Origin of the sequence: Niastella soli, from assembly GCF_017742245.1 — a bacterium.
Taxonomy (GTDB): domain Bacteria; phylum Bacteroidota; class Bacteroidia; order Chitinophagales; family Chitinophagaceae; genus Niastella; species Niastella soli.
The window spans coordinates 2,516,569-2,532,218 of sequence record NZ_JAGHKO010000001.1 but is presented as its reverse complement, the minus strand read 5'-3'; the positions used below and the strand labels follow the sequence as shown (position 1 = coordinate 2,532,218).

The 15,650-nt window shown below is 44.6% G+C and carries 9 protein-coding genes; 2 read left to right on the top strand and 7 right to left on the bottom strand.

What is annotated here, in order from left to right; all coding sequences use genetic code 11:
* Positions 1-51: 51 nt before the first annotated feature.
* Entirely contained in the window at positions 52-1,713 is a 1,662-nt protein-coding gene (locus tag J7I42_RS10545; RefSeq protein WP_209138741.1) for a sodium:solute symporter family protein, read from the top strand.
* Positions 1,714-1,728: 15 nt separating this feature from the next.
* Positions 1,729-1,917, top strand: coding sequence for a hypothetical protein (locus J7I42_RS10540; protein WP_209138740.1), 189 nt, complete (start codon positions 1,729-1,731; stop codon positions 1,915-1,917).
* Positions 1,918-2,056: 139 nt separating this feature from the next.
* On the opposite strand, the gene J7I42_RS10535 is transcribed toward J7I42_RS10540, so the two are convergent.
* The 7 genes from J7I42_RS10535 to J7I42_RS10505 form a co-directional block, all read right to left on the bottom strand.
* Positions 2,057-2,464, bottom strand: coding sequence for a DinB family protein (locus J7I42_RS10535; protein ID WP_209138739.1), 408 nt, complete (start codon positions 2,462-2,464; stop codon positions 2,057-2,059).
* Between the two features lie 64 nt (positions 2,465-2,528).
* Complete coding sequence (locus tag J7I42_RS10530; RefSeq protein ID WP_209138738.1) at positions 2,529-3,383, bottom strand: AraC family transcriptional regulator; 855 nt, start codon at positions 3,381-3,383, stop codon at positions 2,529-2,531.
* A 331-nt stretch (positions 3,384-3,714) separates the two neighbouring features.
* Positions 3,715-5,100: a vanadium-dependent haloperoxidase gene (locus tag J7I42_RS10525; protein WP_209138737.1), complete on the bottom strand. Its 1,386-nt coding sequence runs from the start codon at positions 5,098-5,100 to the stop codon at positions 3,715-3,717.
* Position 5,101: 1 nt separating this feature from the next.
* Positions 5,102-8,407: a VCBS repeat-containing protein gene (locus J7I42_RS10520; protein WP_209138736.1), complete on the bottom strand. Its 3,306-nt coding sequence runs from the start codon at positions 8,405-8,407 to the stop codon at positions 5,102-5,104.
* Positions 8,408-8,444: 37 nt separating this feature from the next.
* Positions 8,445-10,088 (bottom strand): SusD/RagB family nutrient-binding outer membrane lipoprotein, encoded by a 1,644-nt coding sequence (locus J7I42_RS10515; RefSeq protein WP_209138735.1) that lies wholly within the window; start codon positions 10,086-10,088, stop codon positions 8,445-8,447.
* 12 nt (positions 10,089-10,100) lie between these two features.
* Positions 10,101-13,181, bottom strand: a complete 3,081-nt coding sequence (locus tag J7I42_RS10510; RefSeq protein ID WP_209138734.1) for a SusC/RagA family TonB-linked outer membrane protein — start codon at positions 13,179-13,181, stop codon at positions 10,101-10,103.
* A 463-nt stretch (positions 13,182-13,644) separates the two neighbouring features.
* Positions 13,645-15,642 (bottom strand): SUMF1/EgtB/PvdO family nonheme iron enzyme, encoded by a 1,998-nt coding sequence (locus tag J7I42_RS10505; RefSeq protein ID WP_209138733.1) that lies wholly within the window; start codon positions 15,640-15,642, stop codon positions 13,645-13,647.
* Positions 15,643-15,650: the final 8 nt, after the last annotated feature.

The following is a 15,650-nucleotide window of genomic DNA, read 5'->3' as shown; positions in this document are numbered from 1 at the left end:
AATGAAAGAAATATATTGTGGGTAGAAACTATCACAGCTTAACGATTGCGCATGAGTCTACATTTTGCCGACTACCTGATCATTCTGGTATATTTCATTTTTGTTATTGGGGTTGGATTCCTCATTAAAAGGAAAATAAAATCCAGTAATGATTTTCTCACCAGTAGCCGAAGTATCCCATTATGGATCACCAGCCTTGCTTTTATCTCCGCCAACCTGGGTGCCCAGGAAGTGATTGGGATGGTTGCATCCGGCGCCAAATACGGTATTATGACCGTACACTTCTATTGGGTGGGCGCTATTTTTGCCATGGTGTTCCTGGGTGTTTTTATGATGCCTTTTTATTATGGCAGCCGCGCCCGCAGCGTGCCCGAATATCTTTCTCTTCGCTTCGATGAAAAAACAAGAGGACTAAACGCCATCTCCTTTGCGGTTATGACCGTTTTCTCGTCTGGTATATCATTGTATGCCCTGGCTAAACTCATGGAAACCATCCTGCATTGGGATTTCGATATTTCCATATGGGTATCTGCCGGTATTGTAATGGTCTATACTTTCCTGGGGGGGCTCACCAGCGCAGTATATAATGAAGTATTACAGTTCTTCTTAATAGTACTGGGTTTATCACCCCTGGTAATAATTGCTCTACAGGATGCGGGTGGCTGGAACAATATAAAAGCCCTGCTGCAGCCTGAAATGACCCATGCCTGGAAATACATGGGTAACGCGAACGATAACCCGATGGGTTTGCATTTTATGTCGCTCATCTTTGGTTTGGGTTTTGTTATGTCGTTCGGTTATTGGTGTACCGATTTCCTGGTTGTACAGCGGGCCATGATCGCCAGGAATATGGGCGATGCACAACGTACCCCGATCATTGCCGCCATACCCAAAATGATGATGCCTTTAATAGTAGTACTGCCTGGCATCATTGCCATTACCTTAATGCAACCCGCTTTGGCGTCAAAAGGCTACCATATTCCCACTACAGCCAGTGGCGAACTTGATTATACGATGACGTTGCCTTCTCTTATAGCACACTACTACCCTACCGGTATCCTGGGTGTGGGCATCACGGCCCTGATCGCGTCCTTTATGAGCGGCATGGCTGGTAACGTAACCGCCTTTAACTCGGTGTTTACTTTCGATATTTATCAATCGTATTTTGTAAAGAACAAAAGTGACCGGCATTACCTGCTGGTTGGGAAAGGCGTTACGGTCGTAGGTATTCTTATTTCTATTGTCACGGCTTATATAGCCAAGAGCTTTAATAATATCAACGACTTTCTGCAACTGGTGTTTGGCTTTGTGAATGGCCCATTGTTTGCCACCTTCTTATTAGGCATGTTCTGGAAACGTACCACCGGTCATGGCGCCTTCTGGGGATTGATTGCCGGTACCGCGGCGGCGGCCATTACGCACGGTGTTACCATTGCTGAAGGAAAGGGAGGCTGGATCGCTCCGTTGTATACCATTAAAAGTGGTATGGGCCAGGCATTCATCGTTGCCGCTGTTTCCTGGATCTTCAATTTCTTTACAACTATAATAGTAAGCCTGGTTACCAAACCCAAACCTGATGAACAATTAAAAGGACTGGTTTATTCGCTTACAGAAAAACCCAAATACCACGAGCAAAAATGGTATTTGCGGGTGGTTCCTTTGGGTTTATTACTGCTGGTCATTACTATTCTGCTGAACTTCATTTTCTTTTAATAAAATAGCGCTGCCATGTTAAAAAAATTAAACGATCTGCAATTTGTCATAGGACTGTTCTTTACTGTTGTATCGTTGATCCTGCTGTTGAATGTACTTTTAGCCAGCAACGGATCAAGCAACCTGAATGTATATACCGGTGCCTGCTTTTTAGTTTTTGGTCTTTCTATGATATTTATTAAGGGAAAAGCCAGTAGGCAATAGGTTTTGAAAGCTGTTATAACCTATATAAGAGGCGGGTTATTTAGTTATTTAGTTTGTAAGTTCTGAGTCCCCTTTTCAGAACCCAGTAACTCAAAAACCAAATAACTAAATAACTTACCAACCTGCCACTTCATATATTCTAATAAGTATACTCCGGCGGTTCAATACCGCTTGTTCTTAAGTATATCACTGCCTGACCACGGTGGTGTGTGATGTGATCGAGGGTGGCATGTACGCCATTACCTTTCAGTTCACTATCAGACTGGTGTTTGATGGTCTTCAGTAACGTTTCGTATGCGTTTGTGAGATAGGTTATTACTTCCTTTTTGCTATTCTTCACTTTTGGTGGGTCCCAATCGGTTTTCTTACCGGTAATGTAATTATCCTGCCACCACTGGATGCCATAAGCAATATGGTTTAACAATTCCCCAAATTCCCACCCTGCACCAGCAGGTTTATAATGGTAGGCGGCATCGGGCATGGCATTGGCTACCTGTAATGTGTAATTCTTTGAATTTTCGACTGTTGACATTAATTGATCTTTCATAATGCTAAGTTTCCGGCAAAGCTATATGGCTGCCAGCCGAAGGGCTTAAGGAATCCTGCTATTTTCAGGACGCAGTTTCAAATTGTTGCCGGTAGGTAGCTGGCGGACAATTATATTTCTGTTTAAACGCGGCCGTAAAATGCTCTACACTGTTGAAACCTGAAATAAATGCAATATCGGCCATGGGCTGGATTGTATTGCGTAATAACAATTCGGCATTTTTTAACCGGAGCGTTAGCAGGTATTGATGTGGCGAAACAGTCGTAAATGTCTTGAACAACCGGCTGAAATGAAAAGGGCTTACATAACAATGTGTGGCTATTTGTAGCAACGAGATATCTTCAGTAAAATGATTGGCCATGTATTCTTTCGCCCTCTCCATGGTGATCAAATGATTCTTTTTTAAACGGGTATTGATCCTATGATCGGGTTTGTAATCGGTGATATTATTCAATACTTTTTCAATCACTTCAATTACGCTGTTGTCTATTTGCAACTTACTGCCCGAACGGGTTAGTACCAGTTTTATAATATGAAAATGCAGGAACTCTGTTTCCGCACTGGTCCTGATGAGCGTGGAGTGCCAGTCGTTATCCTGAAAAAAAGGCATACTTCCATAATGTTCGAGCAGCGTAGCGAAGAAATCATTTTTAAATTCAAAGATGGTGCATTCGTCGGGCACTTCGTGTGTGTGGGTTACCGTACGTTCGTAATGAGGCTTGGTCACCAACACACAACCTGTATAAGAATCAAGGGAGCGACGAAATACATTAAAGAGAAAATTCCCTTTGCGTACAAAGCTGATGCAAAAAGCAGTATTGTATTCCGGTTTTGAAGTGCGACAATCGGTACATCGGCACCGGAAATCCATGATGCGATAAAAATCAGATTCGTATAAAGTATGTATATCGGCCTCCATGGTATAAAGTTACGAATTGTCAAAGAACTGATGTACAGTACACATAGCACGAAGGTAAACAAGGTCCTATTCGACTTTTTCAATTATGTGACGGGCTTCGGGAACCGGTGTGACGAAGGGAGGAAACCGGTGTGACGAATGGCAATTTCTCCTCGGAAATTTCAATTTAGATGGGACGGTTTAAGGGGAATGGTGTGACGAATGGTCGAAAATGGGTGATGAATTTTATTTCCTTCTCTTTGCCTCCTCGGACCCTCCTCTTTGGGTCCTCGATGTGTCCTCGGAATCCGAGGTACCAATGAGGTACCAATGAGGTATCATCGAGGCCCTATCATGGTTTCAATGGTTGAATACCAACCGATCTTAGTTTGTTTACGATAAACTGAGCAATTTGTTTTCCCTGCTGTTGTCCGTTTTCAATGGCATCACGGTAATGAATGCCACCATACAACCGTGAAATGGCAGCTTCGGCGGCGGCCTGTTTGAAGGAATTAAAAGTACGGGCAGGAATTTCGAATAGCTCCTCTGAATTATCGGTGAAGGACAATTGTTCCCCTAATAAATAGGTAAGCACTTCTGCAGCAGCAGTTGACACCACGCTGTGCCCGCTGGTATATTCCGGAAAGGGTGGCGTTTGCAACAATGGCTGCCACTTTATGTTGATATAACGGTTGATGTAGGTTTCCGGGCGGATACGGTTCGAGCGGTATTTTTCATCCCAGCAACTGATAAACGCATCCATAATCGTAATACCTGTCAGCATTTGTACGGTAATAGTCTCGGCAAAATTTAAATTCGCTTTTTGCGCCGCAATGGCGGCGATGTTCATCCAATGCCCACCCGGACTGATCTTTTTAAACCCGATTGACATATGTCCTGAGGTTGCTACTACAAAGGGATTGCAATCCCAGAAGGAAGCAATGTTTAACTGCTCGGGAGTAGGCTTTACAGAAACATCATATACTTCTTTTGCCAACCGGTAAAAATCACTGGTACTGTCTTTACTGAAGGTTACTGGCGGCAATGGCACAAACTGGTTACAGGAATCTATTAACAACGGGCGCACTGTTTTCCAGTTTGGCTCTACCGCTTCCATATAGGCTGGTGGTGTCGGATACCAATATGCATCGCCTTTTACCGGGGTATAACGTAATTGAGCACTTAGTTTCCCATACCGGTCGGCTTTGGCATATGTTGCTATATACGCAGCCATGTAACTACCCACTGCAATAGAACTATTAAGGAGGGCGTTAGATAGTTTTGATCTTTTTTGATCAGCAATGAATCGTTCTTCATCATCCTGCAGCTGGTAACCCGAAGGCAACATTAACCGGCCGGTTTCCATAATACAATAAATGGCTGCAATACGAGGGTCGTATTGTTTTTGTAACGTGGTTATGCCGGGGCTGCTGTATTGCTTTATAAAATTGCTCAGTGGTATTACTGTGGGATCGTTACGGGAAATGATCTCATATGCCCCCAGCATACAATAAGCATAATACCGCGCTGCCGCTGGTGGGTTCACCACATCATGCATCATTACTTTTGACAGGGAGAATACCGCAGGCTGTAAATATCTGGTAAGCGACATCTCTTCCTTTTGTATACCTTTTGTTTTAACAGCCATGGCTTGACACATGGCTGCGTGATGAAACAAAAAGAACACAAAAAAAGTACAAATACCGGTGGTTGATTTATGAAGGTTGTTTATGGGCATGTTACTGTACTTTATAAAATTGCATAGCGTTGTTACAGACGCCTGCAAGGATGTATTTGGTGTCCCTGGTTTTTAATTCCATTGCTGCCTTTACATCGCCTTTAATATCCAGCCCCGATTGAGTTTGGTTTATGTACGTGAAATTTCCTTTGCCATCACCGGTGAGCAGACAACCGTAACTGGCATCAATGCATCCGATCTTTAAACGGTTATCGGAATGATTGCCCAGCAGTAACAGGTCTTTTTTACCATCACCATTAAAATCGTCTGCTATTATACAGGTCACCACAGAAAACTGGGTCTGCATGGGCAATTCAACCGGCACCAATTTCTTATTTCTGTTGAGGAAAGCCATTGTACGCGTTTCTGTTACCCGTAAGCGGCCGGCCCTTTCCAGTTCTTCTTTTGTAAATATATCGTTGATGGTAACTGTTGAATAGGCCGCATAAGAAGTGAATTTTTTCCGCATGGGATAGATCTGCTCATTCAGTTCATCCCGGCTTACAAATGGATAACTTTGTCCCTGAATATAAAAATTAAAAAAGGGATCAATGGACCCATTGCCATCGAAGTCGGCATAATACAATTCACCAGGTTCTTTTTCCGATACGTGTATACAGTGGTTCAACCCCAGATTACCGGCAATGATATCGTCGTAACCATCCTGGTCAAGATCGGCGATCTGCAAGGTGAACCAAAAGCCGTTGGTTGGTTTATCAAAATAAATACTGGTTTTATCAACAAACCCTGTGGGGGTATTCATAAACACGGTTACAGGCATAAACTCGCCACATAATACAAGGTCTTTCCGGCCGTCCTTATCCAGATCTACCCATTGTGCATCGGTGACCATTCCTATATTCGAGAAAGGTATTGTGGCTGCTGTAAAATGCCCCCTACCATCATTTACTAAAAGAAAAGACGTGGGCGCTACCGGGTAACGGCCCGGAATAATGCGACCGCCAACAAACAGGTCCATATCGCCATCGCCATCAAAGTCACAGGGTCGAACACATGATTTACTACAAGCCGATACATCAGGCAGGGTCCCAGCCGCCTTTTTGAACTGACCGCGACCGTCGTTTATATACAATTCATCCTGCAGCGCCGGGGAGCCGGGTTCATACAAGGCATACCCCCCTTTGGCGATATACAGATCAGAAGAACCATCACCATTTACATCAACAAATGCCGCTGCCGAAATAGTGGAAGCGTTTTCATCCCCGATATAACAATCTGGTGCTTCATAAAACGAGCCCCTGGCATTTTGCACATAGATCTTGCCGGGTTTGTTTTTATCGCCACTTACAAACAGGTCTTCCAGCCCATCTCTATTTATATCACCTTTTGCCATTACCGGACCGCATTTTGAATACATGAACAACATCAGCAACTGGCGTTTGAAATCATTTTCGCTTGCGTCCGTGTGCGTATAGGTAAATAATTTATCCGTAGGCGTAAAAATGGTCTTTCCGGCATACACGGGATCCTCCTCTATAACAGGCTTGGGTTGTTCGTAATTGATGGTCAATTGTTGATTGGCTGTTACGTTGGTAAGTACCTGCGTTGCATGGTCGGGCCAAACGATCTTTATAGAGTCAATGATGTTGGTACTATCGAGACCGAAATGCAGCCGGGTGGTAACGCATGACAAATAACCACGCGCGGGATTCAGCTCTTCGTATTGTATGCCATGGCGATCATAAACGTAAACTTTAGTACCAATGGCAAACCAGTTTGGCTTTTTGTAATGCAGTACAAGGGAAAGATAGCCGGCCTTCGAATGTTCTCGTGCAGTATTCCTGTACACAAACGTATTCTCATTAATGTTGTTGACCACCAAATCAAGATCACCATCGTTATCCAGGTCTGCATATACCGCTCCAGACGACACGGCCGGCTTATCCATTCCCCAAAGCTTCTGCTGATTAGAAAATGTACAATTATGGTTATTCCTGAAAATATAATTTACAATTGAGGTGGAGGGCATAGCGCGAATAAGGTCCATCAGCAATACGGGTTCCCGGTCTACTGCTTTTTTCACTTTGTAATCGCCCCAGTAACGTAAAAAGTCTTTATTGGTATAGTCGCGAAAATATCCGTTGGTAATGAACAGGTCTTTGAAACCATCGTTGTCATAATCCGCCAGCAGAGGGCACCAACTCCAGTCGGTGTTTGATACCCCGGCCAGTTGACCGATCTCGGAGAAGGAAATTTCATGGGGGGAAGAAGCAATTACGCCATTATTCAGCTGCAGCATATTACGCATATACTGCGGATTTAACCCCTGGTTCACCATCAGAGCAAAGGATTCATAGTTTTCCTGTAACTGTAATAATTTCTGCCTTCGGTTGTCTTCGGGCAACATATCCAGCGTAATGATGTCGGGCAGAGCATCGTTGTTAAGATCTGCAATATCAACGCCCATGGAGAATTGCGACAGATAGCGCAAACTTACATCGGCTTTATTGGTAAAGGTACCATTACCATTATTTATGTACATGTAATCGGGTTCGTTGTAATCGTTGGTCACATACACATCCTGCCAGCCATCCTTATTGATATCGGCAATGGCAATGCCTAACCCAAACGTTAACGGGTTTTGCCTGATACCTGCTTTTTTGGATACATCTACAAAATGGTTGTGGATGTTTTCATACAGTTTATTTCCGGCTAACTCATCTACTTCATCGCGATAACGCGCCAGCTCCATGTTATCGATCTTTTTTACGCTATGGTTCAGCAGGAACAGATCAAGATCGCCATCATTGTCATAATCAAAAAAGGCGGCCTGTGTGCTATAGCTTTTATCGCCTATGCCATAGGCAGCCGCTTCTTCTTTAAATGTTCCATTGCTCTGGTTAATGAATAGTTGGTTCCTGCGGGCGTCGTCGGATACTTTGCCGGAATAACAGACATAGATATCCAGCCAGCCATCGCCATTTACATCGGCCATGGTAACACCTGTCTTCCAGCCACCGGCCCTGCCTGCCAATTCCGTTCCTGCTTCTTTGGTAATATCTTTAAAACGCAGGTGGCCGGTATTCTTAAAAAGTTTGCTCTCACCCATATTCGATACCAGAAAAAGATCTTCCAGCCCATCGTTATCGATATCCCCAACGGCCACACCGCCACCATTATAAAAATATTCATAGGCCAGTACATTCAGGTTCTCTGTTTCGTTGATGTGGTTCTCGAATTTGATATTGGTTTGTTTGGGAGAGAGCAGTTCAAACAATGGCGGTTGGGCTATGGCGTTTTGCATAGCAAAGCATAATAGTATAGTATGGTATGCTATTTTAATCATATGGCAGGGGTTATCGTGAAACGTCACTTGTCAACCGCTACTTATCCCACCACGTCCTCGATAACCAATCATCCCCGCCAGTCAAATTGCCCACGCCATTTTTATAATTGGCCGGGTTGGTGGTAGATTCTGTTGTGGGATACAATTGTCTTCTGGGAATTTGTCCTTTTGAAAAATTACCTACATACACAATGGGAGTTAAGACCGGATAGCCAGATCTTTTCCAGTTATTCCAGGCTTCTACGAAATTCAATAAAATGCCGGTGGTTGCCCAGTATTGTTCATTGATCATCTTTAAGGAAGCGTTCAGCGAACTTACATCCAACGGATGGGCCGCAGCATAAGCATCGGCAAAAGTGGGAGTGAGCGCCGCACTGCCGCCAAAAGGAGTAAGTGCCTGCAAGGCAGCAGAAAGCCCTTTTGCATAATGCGCTGCTGCGGTAGTAGCCCCCACATTCCAGCCTCTTGCTTTTGCTTCGGCCAACAGGAGTTCCGATTCGGCATACGTCAATACAAATTGCGGACTGTTCAAATTTGTATAGATAGCAGCACGTGGCCGGCTATATTTACCAATAGGCGTAAAATTGTCGCCACTACCGGTCCCACCAGGATAAGAAGTTGAATTTTTGATATCGGTGGGGCCGCCATTGAGGTCCCAGCCATTTGGCTGACCCAATTGTATGGCATAAGAATTATTACCTGTTAATCTTAAAATGTCGCTATTGTTTGCTAATCCCGTGTCTGGTACTTCAGCTATTATGGTCACCCTGGGATCATTGTTAGCTTTCAAATAATCCATGAACGTTTTACTCCAACGTACCGAGTAAAAATCGGCCGGGGTGATCAATGCCCTGGAATTTTCACTACGGTAGCCATCGGGATTATCTCCTTTTATCCAGGCATCTTCCGAAACGGAAGACAGGGTTCCGCCCGCAGCCGCTTTCTCGGCATACTTTTGTGCGGTAGCGGGATCTGCTTTTGTGAGTCGCATGGCCACCCGTAACATTAACGAATAACCAAACTTTTTCCATTTGGCCACATCACCCGCGTAAGGGAACAGGTCGGATACAGGTTTCGGTTTTGTCGTATCAAAATTTAACAGGGCCGTGTCAAGTTCACTTAACATGGAGTTATATATATCCTGCTGCTTATCGTATGCCGGTGTAGTAACATTGTCTGGTTCAGGTGCCAGGAATGCCTGAGAATAAGGAACATCACCGTACAAGTCAGTAACGTACTGCATGCACAATACTTTCATTACTTTAGCAGCACTCACCACATTTGTCTTGTCGGTTTTGGGAGGAGTGGCAGGAACGGGGCCATAGTTTTTGATGATCTCCTGCGCCAGCCTGGCACCTTTATAACCCAGATCAAAACCACGGCCTGCATAATCATTGGTATTACCCGATGCTACATATTTATCCATATTGCTGTAATAAGTGGCAGCGCCTGAGGAAGTGGAGGAAAAGATCTGTACCCAACCACTCTGGAACAGTATTGCGCCATTATACCCCGTTATCCCATTTATATAATTGTACTGACTGCCTGATAGAAAATAATCGGAGTTGAAATTTGGAGGTATCGTTTTGTTTGGATCCGTATTTATGTCTTCAAAATCTTTGTCGCAACCCGTTACCAGTACGGCTACCCCCAAACTTATATATAGAAGTGTTCGTTTCATCTTTAATCGGTTTTACTTTTTAAATTTCAAATTCAGGTTAACACCATAGGTGCGGGTAGAAGGCAAACTGGTACCTTCAATACCAAGGAAGTTAATGGTAGACCCGAAGCTTGATTCCGGATCTATGTTATCGCTGTGCTTCATGATGGTCCACAGGTTGCGGCCCACCAGGGAGATGGTTGCCGATCTGAAGATCACCGATTTGCTAACGATATCTGCCGGAATGTTATACCCCAATGTTACCTGACGCAATTTTATGAAATCACCGTCCAGTACGCTGGTATTGGTTATGCGCTGTGCTACTGCCTGCCAGTAACCCTGGGCATCTGCTTTTACGGTATTGGTACCACCTGCTTCTGTTACACCTTTGGTAATTCCATCGCTGCGCCCTTCAAGGGTCATTTTGTTCAACCCGCGATAAATTGAATAATAACTGGTGGCGCTGATTATATGATTCCCATAATTATAATCGATAAGGAATGAAAGAACAATACCTTTATAAGTAAGCTCATTGTTCAATCCACCATATAAAGTTGGCAAAGCACTGCCATAAGCTAACAGCGTATCGCGACGTAATGGGTAACCTGATCCATCTACCACAATTTCCCCTTTTGAATCGCGCTTATAATCATATGCCAATATCTGCGGACCGGCATATCCCTTTACATAGGCTGTTACCGCATTGCCTAAAGTACCGCGGGCCTGTCCCAGGTTTACGGGGTTGCCGGCTTCATCTGTTTTAAGCACTTTGTTATGAACAGAAGTGAGGTTGAATGTAATGGTCCAGTTGAAGTCATTGGTTTTAATGGGTGTACCAATTACCTGTACTTCCAATCCTTTATTCTCGGTTTGGCCATTGGCAATGTAACCTGCGGTATAGCCGGTTGAAATGCTATAGGTGGCGTTCATGATCTCGTCCCTGGTTTTTTTGGTAAACCAGGCCACATCCAGATTCAATCTGCTTTTAAAGAACCGCAATTCGGTCCCCACTTCAAATTCAGCAACGGTAAACGGCTTTAATAAACCACTTGGCAGCGTAGTACTGAACTGACCAATGGGTACGCCATTGTAATTGTTACCCAGCGAATAATACATCTGGGTCTGATAGGCCGTTGCTAACTCATTACTTGTTACCGCATAAGAAGCTCTTAATTTACCAAAATCAAGACTCTTGATATTGAATAATTCAGAAAAGACAAAACTCGCAGAAACTGAGGGAACGAAGATATTGTTGTTATTGGTAGGCAGGGTGGAATAGTTATCGTAACGACCCGTTGTTCCTACCGTTAAGAAGTTTTTATACGCAAGATCGAGAGTATAATAGGCTGAATGAACTTCAGTCTTATAAAAACTGTAATCGCGGTTAAAATTTTCTACATTATTCCAGCTATATTGATAAGGTAGAATGAACGGACCACCGCCTATTTTTATTTTTTCTTCCTGATTCTTACGCAGGTTGGCGCCAATGGCAGCATCCAGATTGATATCCTCTGTTAATTTATGTGTATAGCCAATCAATCCATCCACATTCAATTCAAAGCGTTCTGTTGATGCCAGGTCCTGCAGGCTACCTGCCCGTTTGGTGGTATAGGCCGTTCCCCACGGTTCCACTTTATATAACCGGTCGTGGGTTATGTCATAACCAAGCCTGGCCTGGGCATACAACCCTTTTGTGAACTGGTATTTCGCAGCTACAGAAGTGATGAACCGTTTACGGCCCAGGTTATTGATATACTGGTTTACAACAAACCAGGGATTGGTCACAAATTCATCATCACTGAACTGGGTCTCATAACCAGTGACCGGGTCGTAACCCGGCGCCAGAATATTCTCATCAATATTGGTCGCAAGGAATACACCATTGTTGGCATTCATGGCGCCATCGCTCAACTGCGGCCTGTTTGTTGATTGTTCATCAATATAAGTGCCTATCAATTTAATGGAGAGTTTATCTGTAATATTCTGATCAACATTCAGGTTTGCGGTCTTTCTTTCAATTCCACTGTTCCTTACAATAGAGGAATTATTCAGGTTCGATAAAGACAACCGGAAGGAACCATTTTCCCCACCTCTTGAGACCGCAATCGTGTTGGTAACAGAAGAACCTGTGCGGTAAAAGTTTTTGATATTGTCTTTTTGTGCTGAATAAGGATACGTTTTGCCATCGAATTGAATAACCTGCGATCCATCGAGTTTGGCGCCCCAGCTTAACCGGCCCGATGCCTGTGCAGCAGCAGGCGTAGCGGGTTTAAGGCCATTAACACCCTGCCCGTATTCATACTGATATTCGGTGTTGTCGATGGCATCATCCCACATCACATTCAAATTATAATCAACCGAAAAATCACCTTTTTTGCCAGATTTGGTGGTAATAAGGATCACCCCATTGGAAGCTCTTGAACCATAAAGGGCAGAGGCCGCCTGGCCCTTTAACACCGTCATGGTCTCAATATCATCGGGGTTAATGTTACCAATACCATCGCCATTATCGGAACCACCCCACTGACTGGTAGAACCTCTTTGTGTATTATCCATAGGCACGCCATTAATAACAAACAAGGGCGAGCCGGGATTATTCATACTTGGCAACCCACGCAATAAAAGTTTTACAGTTCCACCAGGTCCACCATTTGTGCCCGATACTTTTAAACCAGCTACCCGGCCGCTTAGTGAAGCGGCTACATTGTTTTCCCTGGCCTGGGTTAACTGTTCGCCCGGAACAGTTGACACCGCATATCCTACCTTTCTGGATTGCTTTGAAATGCCCAGGGCAGTCACTACCACTTCCCCCAGCTCTTCTCCCGCTTCCTGCATAGAGATAGAAACAACGCTTTGACCAGCCGGTACGTCCATCGTAGTTTCCTTAAAGCCAACTGAACTGGCTACTAATTGAATATTACCTGCTGGTACCTGCAAACTGAAAAGACCGTTGATGTCGGTCACAGTTTGATTATCTTTTCCTTTTACTTTAATTGAAACGGAGGGAATTCCAGTACCAGCCTTGTCTTTTACCGCCCCGGAGATTTGTCGGTTTTGGGCCAATACCGCTGAATGCAGCAGCATGAATGCAATTAGCAAGCGAACGTGTCTCATTAGCAATGTGTTTTATAATGATAAAATAACTCCCAAGAGAACGTTGATCACAAAATGACATGGCAGCATCAAGCCGTCATTTTTTAGACAGCGATCATTTTGAGTAACTTCCTGATAGTGTTAATGCGCGTTCAGTTAAGGGGCCGGTGAAGTGCTGAGAGTGTTTTGGTTATTCATCTTGACTGAATGACACGATGGCTATACAAATGGCTATAATTTACAATCATGTATAGCAACAGCTACACACGATGTCATATTAGTGCGTTCGAATACATTTTTTGTAATTAAGAAATAACAATTCTTATTTATCAGGCAACTTTTTTCAATGATCTGTTGCACACTTTTAAAATAATTACAAAAAGATGATTACAGTCAGCACCTCAATGGCACTACATACATCTGTATATAGTGTCACCGTTAGTACAACCTGTTGGGAATTTTGTGCAAATACCTTTTGTCGGTTTTATGGTTGCTGCAACCACGCTAATGTAAAGCGATAATAAAGGTTACTGCTGATGAGGTGTATTACATTATCGGGAGATTGTGTAGCGGCCAGGTATCCTTTTGGTTCTGCATGGGTGGAATCCATTCTGAACATGCCTGTCCAGGCGCCACCATTGAGTTGACGCATATGTCCATCGCTCAACAGTTTTATTACCGGCCAGGTTTTCCCATCATCATAAGAAAGTGCAGCATACATACCATACCCTTTATAAGTTTCACCATTGGGTTTGGTGAAGTTCATGCCTTCCACGGTCGATTTTCCGGGGCAATGGGTAAAGGAAACCATCAGCAAAGGGCCTTCATTCAGGCGACGCAGTACCAGACGCTGGCCGCTGCTAATGGGCGGAAATATAGAAGGAGCATATTGCCAGTTGGCACCGTTATCGCTGGAGATACTCATGGGCATCCTGTCGCCCACCACTGTATCTACTTTTATATTATCATTGCGACCGAAGGCCAGCCAGCGGCCGTCTTTTAGCTGCACCGAACTGGCATGGATACCTGCAATTAACCCACCCGTGGCCCCGTCTTTATATAATGGCGTTATCGGTAATGTATAAGGTGATGTCCAATGGGCGCCTTTATCTTTGCTGATGTACATAGCCGTTCCACCACGTGAACTGGGGTCGGCATCACAGAATTGCACCAGCCATCCTTCCCGGGTGATCAGCGAGCCTGCGATCACCTGGTGACGTTTGGCATGCTCCGGTTCTATCAGCACCGGTTTCGACCAGGTAGCTCCGTTATTGGTACTGGTGCGCATTACGATGGCCAGGTTTTGCCAGTCACCTGCTGCCTCCAGGCCATTAATATGATATAAGGTGCCCTTTTGATCATATAAAAGCGAAGTGCCGGTAGTATTCCTATCGGGTACCAGGAAGAAAAGCGAGGCGGTGTCCCATGTTTTTTTACCAGCCCGTAAACGGCTGGCCAAGATCGTCATTTCACGGCCCGACTCGGCATTGGTACTGAACCAGGCAGCGAGCAGATCGCCATTGGGGCACCAGGTTATAGCAGGGCAATGATTGTGTTTATAAAATGGAATACCTGTGCTGCTATCAGGTTTTATAACATAGGCAATCGGTGTTTCAAAAATGGCCTGAGTTTCTTTTTGCCAAACATATTTCTGTTGGGACACCTGTACACTATTAGCGGGCGTTGGTGCGGCTGCCAATGCTTTTGTACGCGGCATAGGCCCCTGCACTATTCTGAAACCGGTAAGCCAGTGTCTATCATTGGGCAACATACCCTGGCGGTTAGCCGAGCGCAGGTAACGCACCGGTGTATTGTGGCTGCCGCCCCGGGTAACGCGGCTCATGCCCGTTTGCCGGGCTACAGGATCGGTTTGGGAACCAGCCATATAAGTCCCATACCAGTCGCTGCACCATTCTTCTACATTGCCATGCATATCGTACAGTCCCCAGGCGTTAGGGGCAGTTTGTGCCACCTGCAGTGAAACAGGAACGGGTGTGCGATTGGTATGTTGTAATTTCTGGTATTCGGCTGGTAATTCATTACCCGTAAAATAATCGGTAGTAGTGCCGGCACGACAGGCATATTCCCATTCGGCCTCGGTTGGCAGGCGATAGGTCTTGCCTTCCTTGCGCGATAACCAGGCGCAAAAAGCAACAGCCTCGTCATAACTCACAAAAACCACCGCCTCATCGTCTTTTAATGAAAAGCCTTGTTTACCCCGCAATTTGTTATGCCCCGGATCAAATGCTTCATATTGTTTGTTGGTAATTTCGGTGGCCGACATTTTAAAACCTTTAGAGATAGTAACGGCATGCACCGGGCTTTCGTCGGCATCTTCTTTTCCACGCTCCGATCCCATCTCGAAAGTGCCTGCCTTTATGTCGACCAGTTGTATCCCAATGGAGTTTTTTTGCTGGGCAACACTTTGCGAACGGGTTTGGAACAGGAATATACTAAGCAAAACAAGCCACCGACAGGTCATATTATATA

Bases quoted from the DNA above. Each gene is read 5' to 3' on its own strand.
- J7I42_RS10545 (WP_209138741.1), top strand. From the start codon at position 52: ATGAGTCTACATTTTGCCGACTACCTGATCATTCTGGTATATTTCATT.
- J7I42_RS10540 (WP_209138740.1), top strand. From the start codon at position 1,729: ATGTTAAAAAAATTAAACGATCTGCAATTTGTCATAGGACTGTTCTTT.
- J7I42_RS10535 (WP_209138739.1), bottom strand. From the start codon at position 2,464: ATGAAAGATCAATTAATGTCAACAGTCGAAAATTCAAAGAATTACACA.
- J7I42_RS10530 (WP_209138738.1), bottom strand. From the start codon at position 3,383: ATGGAGGCCGATATACATACTTTATACGAATCTGATTTTTATCGCATC.
- J7I42_RS10525 (WP_209138737.1), bottom strand. From the start codon at position 5,100: ATGCCCATAAACAACCTTCATAAATCAACCACCGGTATTTGTACTTTT.
- J7I42_RS10520 (WP_209138736.1), bottom strand. From the start codon at position 8,407: ATGATTAAAATAGCATACCATACTATACTATTATGCTTTGCTATGCAA.
- J7I42_RS10515 (WP_209138735.1), bottom strand. From the start codon at position 10,088: ATGAAACGAACACTTCTATATATAAGTTTGGGGGTAGCCGTACTGGTA.
- J7I42_RS10510 (WP_209138734.1), bottom strand. From the start codon at position 13,181: ATGAGACACGTTCGCTTGCTAATTGCATTCATGCTGCTGCATTCAGCG.
- J7I42_RS10505 (WP_209138733.1), bottom strand. From the start codon at position 15,642: ATGACCTGTCGGTGGCTTGTTTTGCTTAGTATATTCCTGTTCCAAACC.